The sequence below is a fragment of the Dietzia sp. oral taxon 368 genome (assembly GCF_002999155.1).
Classification (GTDB): Bacteria; Actinomycetota; Actinomycetes; order Mycobacteriales; family Mycobacteriaceae; genus Dietzia; species Dietzia cinnamea.
In genome coordinates this window covers 3,232,720-3,247,137 of the sequence record NZ_CP027238.1, presented here as the reverse complement: position 1 = coordinate 3,247,137, position 14,418 = coordinate 3,232,720, and the positions used below count along the sequence as shown (strand labels likewise).

13 protein-coding genes are annotated in these 14,418 nt (G+C 72.8%); 8 read left to right on the top strand and 5 right to left on the bottom strand.

Features of this window, described 5'->3' with window-relative positions; translation table 11 throughout:
- Positions 1-2: 2 nt before the first annotated feature.
- Entirely contained in the window at positions 3-383 is a 381-nt protein-coding gene (locus tag C3V38_RS15200) for an HU family DNA-binding protein (RefSeq protein ID WP_106386211.1), read from the top strand.
- A 28-nt stretch (positions 384-411) separates the two neighbouring features.
- Here the strand turns inward: C3V38_RS15200 and C3V38_RS15195 are convergent, their stop codons facing one another.
- From C3V38_RS15195 to cofC, 3 genes are read right to left on the bottom strand one after another with little or no spacing between them, the layout of a single operon-like run.
- Entirely contained in the window at positions 412-1,326 is a 915-nt protein-coding gene (locus C3V38_RS15195) for an NUDIX hydrolase (protein WP_106386210.1), read from the bottom strand.
- The gene (locus tag C3V38_RS15190; protein WP_106386209.1) at positions 1,323-3,419 is read right to left on the bottom strand and encodes an RNA degradosome polyphosphate kinase; all 2,097 of its coding nucleotides are present in this window, start codon (positions 3,417-3,419) and stop codon (positions 1,323-1,325) included. Before C3V38_RS15190 ends, C3V38_RS15195 begins: the two co-directional genes overlap by 4 nt.
- A complete protein-coding gene (gene cofC, locus C3V38_RS15185) occupies positions 3,416-4,135 on the bottom strand; it encodes a 2-phospho-L-lactate guanylyltransferase (protein WP_106386208.1) in 720 nt (239 codons plus the stop codon). Before cofC ends, C3V38_RS15190 begins: the two co-directional genes overlap by 4 nt.
- A gap of 107 nt (positions 4,136-4,242) precedes the next feature.
- On the opposite strand from cofC, the gene C3V38_RS15180 reads away from it, so the two are divergent.
- A complete protein-coding gene (locus C3V38_RS15180) occupies positions 4,243-5,241 on the top strand; it encodes an NAD(P)H-dependent glycerol-3-phosphate dehydrogenase (protein WP_106386207.1) in 999 nt (332 codons plus the stop codon).
- Between the two features lie 10 nt (positions 5,242-5,251).
- A complete protein-coding gene (locus C3V38_RS15175) occupies positions 5,252-6,358 on the top strand; it encodes a D-alanine--D-alanine ligase family protein (RefSeq protein ID WP_007633230.1) in 1,107 nt (368 codons plus the stop codon).
- Between the two features lie 53 nt (positions 6,359-6,411).
- Here C3V38_RS15175 and C3V38_RS15170 read toward each other — a convergent pair whose 3' ends face one another.
- Positions 6,412-7,026, bottom strand: coding sequence for a DUF3515 domain-containing protein (locus tag C3V38_RS15170; RefSeq protein WP_106386206.1), 615 nt, complete (start codon positions 7,024-7,026; stop codon positions 6,412-6,414).
- 121 nt (positions 7,027-7,147) lie between these two features.
- Between C3V38_RS15170 and thiL the strand changes: the two genes are divergently transcribed.
- Genes thiL through C3V38_RS15155 form a run of 3 tightly spaced genes read left to right on the top strand, consistent with a single transcriptional unit; the run spans position 7,148 to position 9,403 of the window.
- Positions 7,148-8,161 carry a thiamine-phosphate kinase gene (thiL, locus tag C3V38_RS15165; RefSeq protein ID WP_254426016.1) on the top strand — a complete coding sequence of 338 codons (1,014 nt, stop codon included), beginning with the start codon at positions 7,148-7,150 and terminating at the stop codon, positions 8,159-8,161.
- A gap of 9 nt (positions 8,162-8,170) precedes the next feature.
- Positions 8,171-8,692: a gamma carbonic anhydrase family protein gene (locus C3V38_RS15160; protein WP_007633234.1), complete on the top strand. Its 522-nt coding sequence runs from the start codon at positions 8,171-8,173 to the stop codon at positions 8,690-8,692.
- Between the two features lie 3 nt (positions 8,693-8,695).
- Complete coding sequence (locus C3V38_RS15155) at positions 8,696-9,403, top strand: uracil-DNA glycosylase (protein WP_070719722.1); 708 nt, start codon at positions 8,696-8,698, stop codon at positions 9,401-9,403.
- 47 nt (positions 9,404-9,450) lie between these two features.
- Here the strand turns inward: C3V38_RS15155 and C3V38_RS15150 are convergent, their stop codons facing one another.
- Complete coding sequence (locus tag C3V38_RS15150; protein ID WP_106386205.1) at positions 9,451-10,245, bottom strand: enoyl-CoA hydratase/isomerase family protein; 795 nt, start codon at positions 10,243-10,245, stop codon at positions 9,451-9,453.
- Positions 10,246-10,372: 127 nt separating this feature from the next.
- On the opposite strand from C3V38_RS15150, the gene C3V38_RS15145 reads away from it, so the two are divergent.
- Together C3V38_RS15145 and recG are read left to right on the top strand one after the other, a co-directional pair.
- Complete coding sequence (locus tag C3V38_RS15145) at positions 10,373-12,148, top strand: DAK2 domain-containing protein (protein ID WP_106386204.1); 1,776 nt, start codon at positions 10,373-10,375, stop codon at positions 12,146-12,148.
- On the top strand, positions 12,145-14,415 hold the full coding sequence (gene recG / locus C3V38_RS15140) for an ATP-dependent DNA helicase RecG (RefSeq protein ID WP_106386203.1): 2,271 nt from the start codon (positions 12,145-12,147) through the stop codon (positions 14,413-14,415). Before C3V38_RS15145 ends, recG begins: the two co-directional genes overlap by 4 nt.
- The last annotated feature ends 3 nt before the right edge of the window (positions 14,416-14,418 follow it).

Genomic DNA, 14,418 nt, shown 5'->3' with positions numbered 1-14,418 from the left:
ACGTGAACAAAGCCGACCTGATCGCCGAACTGGCGGACCGGATGGGCGGAGACCAGCAGCTCGCCACCGAGGCGCTGGAGAACACCCTCGACATCATCGTGCGGGCGGTGGCGTCCGGGGAATCCATCACGATCATGGGTTTCGGCATCTTCGAGAAGAGGGCACGTGCGGCCCGCGTGGCGCGCAACCCCCACACGGGCGAGTCGATCCCGGTCCCGCCGACCTACTCGCCGGTGTTCCGGCCTGGCCAGTACTTCAAATCCGTCATCCAGGGCACCGAGACGCTGCCCGAGGGGCGACTCGCCGCCAAGCGGTCGAGCTCGCACCAGTCGTTCGGCGGCCTGCACGCCAACGGGGTCGGACTCCGCGACAAGGTCAGCTGACCCGCCCGGCCGCAGGGCCGCCCGCGCCTCAGAACAGCGGTAGGGGGCTCGGGTAGTAGTCGGCGTGGACCACCGCCCCGCCGTCTAACCCCAGCACCCACACGCCGGCCTTCTTCGTGGACGCGTCGCCCACGTCGAGGCCTGCCGGCCCGGCCAGATCGCAGACCATCCCGGGGATGGCGGTGCCCTGCGAGGACACCGCGGCGATCCCGTCACCGGCGGCGATCCGGGTCAGCCGTGACACGGCCGCGGCGGGGTCGTCGAGGTAGGCCTCGTCGCTCAGGGCCGGCTCGGTCGCGACCGACTCCCCGAGTTCATCGGCCAGTGGTGCGAGCGTCTGCTCGCACCGGACCCGCGGCGCGCTGTGGAGACGGGTGACGCCGAACGCACTCAGCATCGGCGCCAACATCTCGGCCTGCGCCCGGCCGTCCTTCTCCAGCGGCCTCAGGTCGTCGTCACCGCTCCACTCGCTCCGGCGCCCCGCCTTGGCGTGCCGCACGAGCAGCAGGATCGACCGGGCGCGGGGCGCGTCGTCGAAACGGGTGAGGATCTTGCGGTCGAGCGGGTAGGAGACGAGCCGCTTGGCCTCGTCCAGGGGAACCCAGCGGATCTCGTCGACCTCGGAGTTGGGTTCGAAGTCGCCGCTGGTGGCCAGCGCCGACCAGTAGGTGACCTCTTTACGGGTGTTCTCCTTGAGGGGGTAGGCGGTCGTTCCGATCCGGGAGCGCAACTCGGCGGTGAAGCCCGTCTCCTCCTCGATCTCGCGCACGGCGGTGACCGGCAGTGCTTCGCCGGCATCGACCTTGCCCTTGGGCAGCGACCAGTCGTCGTAGCGCGGCCGGTGGACGACCGCACACAGCGGCGAGTCGCCGTCCATCCGGTACAGGACCGCTCCGGCGGCCGGTACTACGCGGACCCTGGACCTCCCCGACTTCGGGCTCATCGGTTACGGAACCCCGCGTGCTCGGAGGCCATGCGCTCCTGGTGATCGACCGAGTCGTCCCAGTCCTCCGGTGCCGGCATGCGTCGCCAGGTCGCGTCCGGTTGGAGATGGAAACTGCGGGTCGCCGGGTCCAGCGCCGAGTCGAAGATGCGGTGGATCTGCTCCTTGAGGCGGCGGTCGGAGACGGTGACCATCACCTCGACCCGGCGGTCGAGATTGCGGTGCATCATGTCCGCGCTGCCGATGAACACCTCGTCCGCACCACGGAAGTGCAGGATCCTCGAGTGCTCGAGGAAGCGGCCGAGGATCGACCGGACGTGGATGTTCTCGCTCAGCCCCGGGACCCCGGCGCGGAGCGAACAGATGCCGCGCACCACGATCTCCACCGGCACGCCGGCCTGGGAGGCGCGGTACAGGGCGTCGATCACCTGCTCGTCCACCAACGCGTTGGCCTTGAGCCGGATGCCCGCATCGTGGCCCTCCTCGGCCAGGGCGATCTCGCGGTCGATCCGCTCGATGATGCCGGAGCGGATCCCCTCCGGCGCCACCAGGAGACGACGGTACTTGCTCACATTGGAGAACCCGGTGAGGTGGTTGAACAGGTCCGTCAGGTCCGACACGACCTCCTCGTCGGCAGTGAACAGTCCCACGTCCTCGTACAGCCGCGCTGTCTTCGGGTTGTAGTTGCCGGTGCCGATGTGTGCGTACCGCTGAAGCCGGTCACCCTCCTTGCGCACCACCAGGCAGGTCTTGCAGTGCGTCTTGAGGCCGAGCAGGCCGTAGACGACGTGGACGCCGGCCTGCTCGAGCTCGCGGGCCCACCGGATGTTGTTCTGCTCGTCGAACCGGGCCTTGATCTCCACCAGCGCGACCACCTGCTTGCCGGCCGCCGCGGCGTCGACGAGCGCGTTGACGATGGGGGAGTCACCGGAGGTCCGGTAGAGGGTCTGCTTGATAGCCAGCACGTCCTCGTCCGCGGCGGCCTGCTCGATGAACCGCTGCACGGTCGTGGCGAACGAGTCGTAGGGGTGCTCGACGAGGACGTCGCACTCTTGCAGGGAGGCGAAGATGTTGCGGGCGGTCTCCCGCTCCCCGAAGGCCGGGGGAGTAGCCGGGACCATGGGCGGGTCCTTGAGGTCGGGCAGGTCCAACCCGTGGATCTGCCACAGGCCGGTGAGGTCGAGGAGACCGGAGAACCGGATGACGTGGGCGGAGTCGACATCGAGTTCCCGCTGCAGGATGCGCAGCATCCGCGGGGTGGTGTCCTCCGCGATCTCCAGCCGCACCGCCGACCCGAACCGGCGGCGCGCCAGTTCACGCTCGAGGGCCTGCAGCAGGTCCTCGTCGCGGTCCTCCTCGACCTCCATGTCCGCGTTGCGGGTCACCCGGAAGACGTGGTGCTCGACGACCTCCATCCCCTGGAACAACTCGCCCAGGTGCGCGGCGATGATGTCCTCGGCGGGGACGAACGAGTACTCGTCCGGACCACCGCGATCCACCCGTACGAAGCGAGGAACGTTGTGGGGGATCTTCACCCGGGCGAAGTGCTCCTGCCCCGAGTCGAGGTCACGGATGATGACCGCGAGGTTGAGGCTCAGGCCCGAGATGTACGGGAACGGGTGCGCCGGGTCCACCGCCAGCGGGGTGAGCACCGGGAAGATCGAGTTGCGGAAGAGCTCCGCCAGCGAGAACCGCTCGTCCGCGGTGAGGTCGGACCACGGGAGGATCCGGATGCCGTTCGCCTCCAGCTCCGGACGGATCTCGTCGCGGAACAACCGGGTCTGCTCGTCGCACAGCTCGCGCGTGCGTAGGCTGATCCGCCCGAGCTGCTCGGCGGGCGTCTGACCGTCGGCGGACCGGACCGACAGCCCCGTCTTGTCACGTCGCTTGAGGCCGGCGACGCGCACCATGTAGAACTCGTCCAGGTTGGAGGCGAAGATCGCGAGGAACTTGGCCCGCTCGAGTAAGGGGAGGCCCTTCTCGCCGGCCAGCGCGAGCACCCGTGCGTTGAAGTCGAGCCAGCTCAGTTCACGGTTGAGATAGCGGTCACGAGGTCGGGGCAGTCCCTGGAGGGCGTGCTGTTCTACGGTCACGGCACCATTGTGGCCGATACCCCGTCCGCGCGTGTGGCGTGCCGTGTCGAGCGGTCGCGCAGTGCCCCGGCGGTGGCGGCGCCGACGTCGCGGGACGAGAGGGTGGCGAGATCGGCCGGGATGTCGACGTCCCGGCCGGCCGCGGCGAGATCGGCCGCCACGCCGACGGGCACGGCGCCGCCCGCTCGGAACCGGGCAGCGGAGTCGGGGCCGAACCGGCACACGCGGGAGTCGGGCGCGCCCGTCCAAAACGACATCGTGGTCCCCGCCCCGCGATGGTCCGCGACCGTCGAATGGGGATGCCGCGCGGCGGAGGCGAGGATGCGCGCGAGGTGATGTGGGCGGAGCTCGGGCAGATCGGCGGCGACGACCCCGATCGGCCCGCGGACGTCGGCGAGCACGGCCGTCAGGGCGGAGTTGAGGGGGTCGACGTGGGGACGGGGGGCCGGCGGCGGCTCCGGGACGAACTCCGCGCCGACCCGGGCCGCCAGATCCCGGACGAGCGGATCGGCGACCGAGACGACACGGACCCGGCCGACACCGGGGGTGGCGAGGCACGCCCGCAGCACGTCCGTGGCCATCGCCAACACCAGGGACTTCCGCCCGGCTGACGGCAGAACCGGGTCCAGGCGACTCTTCGCGCGGTCCAGCGCCTTGACGGGGACGACGATCGTCCAGCCGTCAGTGCCGGTCGCGCCGCCCTCAGCTGTGCTCATCGACCGCCATCCTGCCAGCTGCGCCTCCCCGGCGTCCCGCACCGGGTAGCGTTTGCCGGGAACCACCGCGGTCGGCGGGCAGGGACGACGAGGGCCGGGAGGCGAAGATGGCACGGATCGCGGTGATGGGAGCGGGGTCCTGGGGGACCGCGGTCGGCAAGGTGCTCGCCGATGCCGGGTCCGAGGTCGTGATGTGGGCCCGTCGCGAGGAGGTGGCGGCGGACATCAACGGCGCGCACTGCAACCCCACCTACCTGCCCGACATCGTGCTGCCCGCGAGCGTGTCCGCCTCCACAGATCCCGCGGAGGTCCTCGAGGGCGCCGAGGAGGTCGTGCTCGCCGTGCCCTCGCAGAGCCTTCGTGGCAACCTCGAGACCTGGGTCCCCTCGTTCGAACCCGACGCCGGCGTCATCTCGTTGGCCAAGGGCATCGAGACCGGCTCCCTCATGCGCATCAGCGAGGTCGTCGCGGAGGTCCTCGGTCTCCCGGGGTCCCACATCGCCGCGCTGTCCGGGCCGAACCTCGCCCGCGAGATCGCCGAGGGGCAGCCCGCCGCCACCGTGATCGCGTGTTCGGACGAGGAGCGGGCCGCCCGCCTCCAGGACGCGTTCTCCACCCCGTACTTCCGGCCGTACACCAACACCGACGTCGTGGGATGCGAGATCGGCGGCGCCACCAAGAACGTCATCGCGTTGGTGTGCGGGATCGCCACCGGGATGGGCCTGGGGGACAACACCATGGCCACCCTCGTCACGCGGGGGCTGGCCGAGACCACCCGGCTCGGGGTGGCGCTGGGGGCCAACCAGATGACGTTCGCCGGGCTGGCCGGGCTGGGCGACCTCGTGGCCACCTGCACCTCGCCGCTGTCGCGCAACCGGACCTTCGGGGAACGGCTGGGCCGCGGCGAGACCCTCGAGCAGGCGCAGCGGGCGACCAACGGCCAGGTCGCCGAAGGGGTCAAGTCGTGCACCTCGATCCGCGAGCTGGCCCGGCGGGCCGGGGTCGAGATGCCGCTCACCGAGGCCGTCCACGAGATCTGCCACGAGGGCGGCGACGCCGTGGAGGTGGCGGTGCGCCTCATGAGACGCAGCACCAAGCCCGAGTAGCCTCGGCCCGGTGAATCGCATCACCGTCGCAGTCCTCTACGGCGGCCGCAGCTCCGAGCACTCCGTGAGTTGCGTGTCCGCCGGTGCCGTCATGGGTCACCTCGACCGCTCCCGCTACGAGGTGATCCCCGTCGGCATCACCGAAGCCGGGGCGTGGACCCTCGGCTCCGACGACACGGCGGACCTGCGCATCGCCGACCGGATCATGCCCGTGGTCGACGCCGGCCGTCCGCGGGTGGCCCTCGGACTGTCCACCGACGACCGCGGCGTGCTGCGGTTCGCCGACGGCGACCGGGCCGGGCAGGAGATCGCCCGGGTGGACGTGGTCTTCCCGGTCATGCACGGCACGCACGCCGAGGACGGGACCATCCAGGGGCTGCTGGAGCTGTCCGGCATCCCGTACGTCGGGCCGGGTGTGTTCGCCAGCGCCGCGGGGATGGACAAGGAGTTCACCAAGGTCGTGCTGGGCGCGGCCGGGCTCCCGATCGGCCGTCAGGTCGTCCTGCGGCCCGGCACCGCGACGCTCTCGCCCGCCGACCGCGACCGTCTGGGGCTGCCGCTCTTCGTCAAGCCGGCCCGCGGCGGTTCGTCCATCGGCATCACCAAGGTCTCTCGGGCGGCCGACCTCGACGCCGCGATCGCCGAGGCCCGCCGCTTCGACGAGAAGGTGATCGTCGAGGCTGCGATCGTCGGCCGCGAGATCGAGTGCGGCGTGTTGGAGTACCCGGACGGCCGGGTCGAGGCGAGCCTGCCGGCCGAGCTGCACATCCCCGGCGAACCGACCGGGGTGGAGGGCGAGACGGAGGGCGACGCCTTCTACGACTTCGACACCAAGTACCTCGACGACGTGACGACCTTCGATCTGCCCGCCGACCTCCCGGCGGAGCAGACCGAGCAGCTACGGACCCTGGCGGTCGAGGCGTTCCACGCCCTCGACGCCCGCGGCCTCAGCCGCGTGGACTTCTTCGTCACCGCCGAGGGACCGGTGATCAACGAGGTCAACACGATGCCGGGATTCACCCCGATCTCGATGTACCCGCAGATGTGGGCGGCGACCGGGGTCGACTACGAGAGCCTGCTCGACACCCTGATCCGCACCGCGATCGCCCGCGGCTGACCTCAGGGCGCGGTGGGGCCCTGCCGAGTGGCGTCGGGGCGCCTTCGGGCGGGTCAGCCCGCCGGGGCCGGGTCCGGCTCGACCTCCTCGAGCGCGGCGGTGATGGCGTCGGACAGATCCTGGATCGGGCCGGTGCCGCTGCCCTCGGGCAGGGTCACCGCCACGTACTGCGGGCGGTCGACCGCTACCCAGGTGGAGGCCGTGACGGCCGGATCCGGATCGGGCTCGTTGAACCACTGCACGCCGTTGACCGCCTGCAGCGCGACGCCGACCGTGAACGTCGGCGGGGCCGGCATCCCACACCGCACGATGACCGGCTCGGCGTCCGGCATCCGGTACGCGGCCGTTCCCTCGGGCGCCGGCTCGACCAGCGCCACCCGGGCGGCGTCGCCGAGCGATTCCGGCAGCTGTTCGATCAGGGCGACGCACTCCTCGGACCCCGCGCCCGGGGCCGGGATGGCGACGGCGGCCACCGGCTCGCTCGCGGCCTCCTCGGCCGCCTCGTCGCCGATGCCGCGCATCATCACCAGCACCACCGCCAGCATCGCGAGGGGGATGACGACGGCGAGCGCCACCACGATTTTCGAGACCGGCGCCGCGGACGCGGTACCCGCATCCCTCGGTCCGGCGTCGTACCGGTCGGCCGGATCCGAATCCCTCGAAGCCACGTCGCGTCGTCCTTCCTCCCACGGCGACCGCCCCGGGGCGCGGCCGCTAGCCTGACGGCAACGCTACAGACCCACGCCGGAGCTCCCGGCGTGCGACTCCACGGGAAAAGGGGTGGCCGCCGTGTCAGACCGGGCCGGGACCTGGATGCATGCGGTCAGCCCCGACCGGGATCTGACCGTCGCACGGGCGGGGGAGGCGGCGGTTCTCGCCGTCCTCAGCGGGCCGGGCGACGGCCACCCGGACGATCCCGTGGGCAACGGGGACGACGCGGCGGTGCTGGGGCCGGCGGAGGCGACGGTGGTCACCACCGACATGCTCGTCGAGGGCACCCACTTCCGACTGGACTTCACCGGCTGGGCCGACCTGGGGCGCCGGGCGGTGGCCCAGAACGTCTCCGACGTCCTGGCGATGGGCGCCGACTGCACCCGGGTGCTCGTCGCCCTCGCCGTACCCGCCGGGACGACCATGGGGCAGATCGAGGACCTCGCCGCGGGGATCCACGGGGAAGCCGCCCGATCCGGTGCCGTCGTGGTGGGCGGCGATCTCACCAGGGCCGACCTCGTCGTCGTCGGCGTCACCGCGCTCGGCACCCTCCCGCGCGGCGCGCGACCACTGCGGATCGACGGCGCGCGGCCCGGGGACACCGTCGCACTCACCGGGACCCCCGGGCGCTCGGCGGCCGGCCTCGCCCTCCTCCTCGCCGGACATCCTCACGGACCTCTACAGCAGTCGCACCGCGTCCCGGTGCCCCCGGTCGGGCTCGGGACCGCGGCGCGCCTCGCCGGCGCCCGGTCCCTCACCGACGTCAGCGACGGCCTGCTGCGTGACCTGTCGGGCCTGGCGCGCGCGTCCGACGTAGCCGCCGATCTCACCATGGACGCGCTCCCCGTCGACCCCCTCCTGTACGAGGCCGCCGGGACGCTCGGTGCGGCCGACCCCGACGCGCAGGTCACCGACTGGGTGCTCGACGGCGGCGAGGACCACGGCCTGCTCGGCACCTTCCCGCCCGGGGTCACCCCGCCGGCCGGGTTCACAGTGATCGGCACCGTCCGGGCCGGTGAGCCGGGGCGCGTCACCCTCGACGGCGAGCCGCGGGTCCCCGGGGGCTGGGACTCTGCGCGGGGCGCGAACTAGGGTGGACGCATGGCCGTCTACGCACTCGGAGACCTCGAACCCGACATCGCCCCCGACGCATGGGTCCACCCCGACGCGGTGGTCATCGGGCGGGTGACCCTCGGGCCCGGCGTCTCCGTGTGGCCCACCGCCGTGCTCCGCGGGGACTACGGGCGCATCGAGGTCGGCGCCATGTCCAACATCCAGGACGGCACCATCGTGCACTGCACGGCGACCGACGCGACGATCATCGGCGAGCACTGCGTGGTCGGGCACAACGCCCACATCGAGGGCGCGACCATCGGCGACCGCACGCTGATCTCGTCCGGGTCGATCGTTCTCAACGGCGCCGTCATCGGCTCGGGCGCCGTCGTCGCCGCGGGATGCCTGGTGCCCCCGCGGTTCGAGCTGCCCGACCGCCGCATGGCGATGGGCATGCCCGCGAAGATCCGGGAGGGCCACGAGGTCGACCCCGCGATGCTCGAGGGCAACACGCAGATGTACCACGACAACGCCATGCGCTACCGCGCCGACCTGCGACGCCTCGACTGACCGGTGAGCACACGACGCGCCCCCGCGCCGCTCGCCGACCTCCTCGACCCCGGCTGGGCGGAGGCCCTGGCCCCGGTCGAGGAGCGGATCCACCGGATGGGCGACTTCCTCCGCGCCGAGAACGCCGCCGGCCGGGGCTTCCTGCCGGCCGCCGACCACGTCCTGAGGGCGTTCACCCAGCCGTTCGACGACGTCCGCGTCCTCATCGTGGGCCAGGATCCCTACCCCACGCCCGGCCATCCGATCGGACTGAGCTTCGCGGTCGAGGCGGACGTGCGCCCGCTGCCACGCAGTCTGGTCAACATCTACCGCGAGTACACCGACGATCTCGGGCTGCCGGCCCCCGCACACGGTGACCTCGGCGCGTGGACCCGGGCGGGGGTGCTGCTCCTCAACCGGGTGCTCACCGTGGCCCCGGGCGAGCCCGCCTCCCACCGCCGTAAGGGCTGGGAGGAGATCACCCAGCGGGCGATCGAGGCGCTCGTCGAGCGCGAGCGACCCATGGTGGCGATCCTGTGGGGGCGTGACGCGCAGTCACTGACGCCGATGCTCGGCGACACCCCGGTCATCGCCTCTGCGCACCCCTCACCGCTGTCGGCGTCGCGGGGCTTCTTCGGCTCCAGGCCGTTCAGCCGCGCGAACGAGGAGCTCCGTCGACTCGGCGTGGAGCCGGTCGACTGGAGTCTCCCCGACGAGCCCAGACAGGCGTAGAGGCAGACCGTTTCCGGCGGGCCGGCCGGCCGGCCCGCCCTGCCGCGTCAGCGCCCGCCGAACTCCGGTGTGCGCTTGGCGACGAAGGCGTCCACGCCCTCCACCCCGTCGGGGGAGACCGCCAGGCGGGCGATGGAATCCCGCTCGGCGTCGAGCTGCTCGGCGAGCGTCGCGGACTCCGAGGCACGGAGCAGGGCGTTGGCGGCCGCGTGGGACTCGCGGGGCCCGGCGGCCAGGCGCACGGCCAGCTCGCGCGCGGCCTCGCGGACGTCGCCCTCGACGAACGTCGTGAGCAGGCCCAGCTGGTACGCCCGCGCCCCGTCCATCGGCTCGTTGCCGACGATGAACGCCCGCGCCGCCCCCTGGCCGATCGCGCGGGGCAGGCGCCATGACATCCCGCCGTCAGGGGACAGGCCGATTCCCGGGTAGGCCGCCAGCAGTCGGGTGCCGGGGCCACCGACCGAGAAGTCCGCGGCCAGGACCAGCGAGGCTCCGGCGCCGGCCGCCCACCCCGCGACGGCGGCGACGATCGGCACGGGGAGCTCGTCGAGCTGACGGACGACCGCGTGGAGACGGTCGGCGAGCTCACGCACGTGCTCCGCGCGGTCGGGGGCCGCGGCGAAGCCCGGGACGTTGCCGCCCGCGCAGAAGTTCGCCCCCAGGCCCACCAGGAGGACCGCGCCGGCCTCGATATCACCCGCGAGCAGGGCGCGCAGCGCGACCGACGCCTGGTCGACCGCGTCGGAGTCCAGCGAGTTGCCCTTGCCCTCCAGCGAGATCGGGAGCGTGAGTACGCCCTCGGAGAGGGTGACGAGCGGGGTGTCGGCGAGGTCGAAGGTCATCGTGCTGCTCCCGGGTCGTATCGGCCGTCTCGGCTAGTCGGACGGCTGTCGAGTGGTGAGGGTACTAGGCTTGGCCGCGCCGGCCGGGAGTTGCACCACAGGGGTGGTCGTGTGGTGAGGAGGGGTGATGACGCAGGAGTCGACACATGTCGAGGACCGTCCGTCGACCCTCGACGCGCACGGACTGCTCACGTGGGCGCGGCGGTCGGTCGAGATGCTCGCCCTCCATCGCGAGGAGATCAACGCCCTCAACGTCTTCCCGGTGCCCGATTCGGACACCGGGACAAACCTGCTCTACACGATGCGCGCGGCCGTGGACCGTGCGGAGGGTGAGGACGCGTGGATCGCCGAGGGCGGCGGCACGGCGGGCGCCCGCGAGATCGCGGTCGCGCTCGGCCACGGCGCGGTCCACGGGGCGCGCGGCAACTCCGGGGTGATCCTGTCCCAGGTGCTCCGTGCGGTCGGTGAGGCGGCGACCTTCACCGTCGTCGACGCCTCGACCTACCGCCGGGCCCTGCGCACGGCGGTCACGCTCGTCGACCACGCGTTGAGCGACCCCGTGGAGGGGACCATCGTGACGGTCCTGCGCGAGGCCGCCTCGGCGGCGGGTCGCTCCTCGGCCCACTCGCTGGTCGAGGTGGCCCGCGCGGCGGCGGACGCCGGTGCGGGGGCCCTGGACCGCACCACCGCGCAGCTGCCGGCGCTGCGCCGTGCCGGGGTGGTCGACGCCGGCGGCCGGGGCCTGCTCGTCCTGCTCGACGCGATGGTCGAGGTGCTCACGGGACAGACGCCCGAGCGGCCGGAGTACTTCACGCCGTCCGAGCCCGCCGCCGCGGCGGCCGCGGTCGCGGCATCCGGTGGAGACGGCCGGCCCGGCGGCGCGGGAGCCGGTGAAACCTGCGACGCCGAGGGCGTCGGGCGCGGCACGCGCTACGAGGTGATGTACTCGCTGACCCACTCCGACGACGCGCGCGCCGACGAGCTGCGGTCGGCACTCCGGATGCTCGGCGACAGCGTGGTGGTGGTCGGCGACGGCGGCTCGGACGTCAACGCCAGGTGGGCGGTCCACGTCCACACCGACGACATCGGCTCGGCGATCGAGACGGCGCTGCCGCTGGGCCGAGTCACCGAGATCAGGGTCACGGACATGCTCGACCCGACCGGGGACGGCGGCCGGGACGCATCCGCCGACGACGCCGCGGGCGCGGGTACCGGCGGCGCCGCCCGGCGCGGCGGTGCCGGCGGCGAGCCGGGGGTGCGTCGTGTGGTGGCCGTCGTTCCGGACGGCCCGCTCGCCGCGCTGTTCGCGGGCGCGGGCGCCGCGACCGTCGACCCCGGCGAGGACGGGGAGGGTGTGGTCGACGCCGTGCTGGCCGTGGAGGCCGACGAGCTCCTCGTGCTGCCCAACGGGGAGCTCTCGCGCGACCGGATCAGCGCGCTCGACGCCGCCCTGCGGGACGCCGTCGGCCACGCGTTGATCCTGCCGACGGGATCGGTGGTGCAGGGGCTGGCCGCGCTCGCCGTGCACGACCCCATCACGACCCTGTCCCTGGACGGGTTCTCGATGGCCGACGCCGCGGCGGGCACCCGGCACGCGCACCTCGTCCGCGCCGAGCAGGACGCCCTCACCCTGGTCGGCCGGTGCGCGGCGGGCGACCTGCTCGGCGTTGTCGGCCACGACGTCGCGCTCATCGAGACCGACGCGGTCGAGGCGGTGTGCGCGCTGGTCGACCGCATGCTGTCCGCCGGCGGGGAGCTCGTGACGGTGTTGTTCGGAGACGAGTACGACGAGGCGGCGACCGAGTCGGTGCTGTCCAGGCTGCGCAGCGCGCACCCCGACATCGAGGTCGTCGGCTACGCCGCGGGCCCGGGGCGGGCGCTGGCGCACGTCGGGGTCGAATGACGACGCTCGCCACCACGGACACGCCCCTGGTCGAGGTGCTCGACCCCGGGCTGGCGGAGCGGATCACCACGGCGTTCGGTCACCGGACCGTCGGGGACCTGCTGCACACCCTGCCGCGGCGCTACCGCCAGCACGGGCAACGCTACGACAAGCGGCAGCTCGTCGACGGCGAGCGCGTGACGGTCATCGGCACGGTCACCACGGCCCGGACGAGGACGTACCACACCAAGAAGGGCCAGCCCCGGGAGATGCTCACGCTCACCGTGGAGGACGGCGACACGGAGTTCCGGGTGGTCTTCTTCGCCGGGCGCAGCATCAAGTACCTGCTCCCGGTGGGCACCCTCGCCATGTTCGACGGCACCGTGTCGCATTTCCGTCGCGCGCCGGACCTCAAGCACCCCGAGTTCCTGGTGCTGCGGCCGGTCTCCGGGCAGGGCGGGCAGCTCAAGGGATCGGGTGACCTCGCGGCGCTGGCCCGGCTCGCGGCGGAGATCGACGCCGAGGGCGGGCCGAGCCTGTTCGACCGCCCGCTGCTGCCCGTCTACGCCGCGAAGGAGGGCGTCACCTCCTGGGATCTGCTCGGCGCGGTCGTGACCGCGTTGCGGGCCCTGGTGCCGGTGGTCGACCCCCTGGACGACACCGTGCGCTCGGCGGCGGGGTTGATGGGGCTGGACGAGGCGCTGCGCAAGGCCCATCTGCCCGAGAACGCGCGGGAGAAGGACCACGCGGGCCACCGGCTGCGCTTCGACGAGGCGCTCGCCCTGCAGCTGCTGCTCGGCGCGCGGCGCCGGTTCGTCGCGCGGGACCCGGCGCCGGCGAGCCCGGTGCGCGACGACGGTATCCGTGCGGCGATGGGCGCCCGCATGCCGTTCGAGCTCACCGACGGACAGAAGGCCGTGCTGGAGGAGATCTCCGCCGACCTGGCGCGGGACGAGCCCATGAACCGGCTCCTGCAGGGTGAGGTCGGCTCGGGCAAGACCGTGGTCGCGCTGCTCGCGATGCTGCAGGTGCTCGACGCCGGACGGCAGTGCGTCATGCTCGCCCCCACCGAGGTCTTGGCGGTCCAGCACCACCGGTCACTCACGGCGATGCTCGGTGACCTCGGCGAGCGCGGTCGGCTGGGCGCCGCCGACGAGGCCACCCGCGTCGTGCTGCTCACAGGGTCGATGTCGACCGCCCAGCGGCGGGCGGCCCTGCTCGACATCGTCACCGGTGAGGCGGGGATCGCCGTGGGCACCCACGCCCTGATCCAGGACTCGGTGGACTTCTTCGACCTGGGCCTGGTGGTGGTGGACGAGCAGCATCGCTTCGGGGTGCGCCAGCGTGACCGCCTGCGGTCCAAGGGCCGCGCCGGCATGGTGCCGCACCTGCTGGTGATGACCGCGACCCCCATCCCGCGGACGATCGCCATGACGGTGTTCGGCGACCTGGAGGTCTCCGAGCTCGACGAGCTCCCCGGGGGTCGGCGTCCGATCTCGACGTCCGTCGTGCCCGCACGCGAGCGGCCGGCGTGGTTGGCGCGGGCGTGGGAGCGGGTGCGCGAGGAGGTGGCCGCCGGCCACCGGGCGTACGTGGTGTGTTCCCGCATCGACGCCGACGACGGCAGGTCCGACGACGCGACGAAGGGGGACGACGACGAGGGCGGCGACAGACCGCCGTTGGTCGCCGCCGTGGATCTGCACGAGTACCTGTCCACCGGCCCGCTGGCCGGGCTGAGAATCGGCCTCCTGCACGGCCGGCTCCCGTCGGAGGAGAAGGACGCCACCATGGCCGATTTCGCCGCGGGCCGCCTCGACGTGCTCGTGTCCACGACCGTCATCGAGGTCGGTGTGGACGTCCCCGAGGCCACGGTCATGGTGGTGATGGACGCCGAGCGTTTCGGTGTGAGCCAGCTCCACCAGCTGCGCGGTCGGGTCGGCCGCGGCGGGCTGCCGGGTCTGTGTCTGCTCGTGACCAACTCCCGCGCGGGGAGTCGGTCCATGGAGCGGCTCGACGCGGTCGCCGCCACGACCGACGGGTTCGTCCTGGCCCAACTGGACCTCGTCCAACGGCGCGAGGGGGACGTCCTGGGGGACGCGCAGTCCGGGGCGCTGTCAGCGCTACGGCTGCTGTCGGTGGTCGACGACGGGGACGTCATCGAGATCGCGCGCCGCCACGCCGAGGAGATCCTCGAGGCGGACCCGGGCCTGCACCGGCATCCCGCCCTCGCCGAGCGCGTCCGCCGCCTGGCCGGCTCCGAGGAATCCGAATACCTGTTCAGATACTGACGC

What these genes read in the sequence shown, in the direction of transcription:
- C3V38_RS15145 (WP_106386204.1), top strand. Translation starts at nt 10,373, where the DNA reads ATGACGCAGGAGTCGACACATGTCGAGGACCGTCCGTCGACCCTCGAC.
- recG (WP_106386203.1), top strand. Translation starts at nt 12,145, where the DNA reads ATGACGACGCTCGCCACCACGGACACGCCCCTGGTCGAGGTGCTCGAC.
- C3V38_RS15195 (WP_106386210.1), bottom strand. Translation starts at nt 1,326, where the DNA reads ATGAGCCCGAAGTCGGGGAGGTCCAGGGTCCGCGTAGTACCGGCCGCC.
- C3V38_RS15180 (WP_106386207.1), top strand. Translation starts at nt 4,243, where the DNA reads ATGGCACGGATCGCGGTGATGGGAGCGGGGTCCTGGGGGACCGCGGTC.
- C3V38_RS15150 (WP_106386205.1), bottom strand. Translation starts at nt 10,245, where the DNA reads ATGACCTTCGACCTCGCCGACACCCCGCTCGTCACCCTCTCCGAGGGC.
- C3V38_RS15160 (WP_007633234.1), top strand. Translation starts at nt 8,171, where the DNA reads ATGGCCGTCTACGCACTCGGAGACCTCGAACCCGACATCGCCCCCGAC.
- cofC (WP_106386208.1), bottom strand. Translation starts at nt 4,135, where the DNA reads ATGAGCACAGCTGAGGGCGGCGCGACCGGCACTGACGGCTGGACGATC.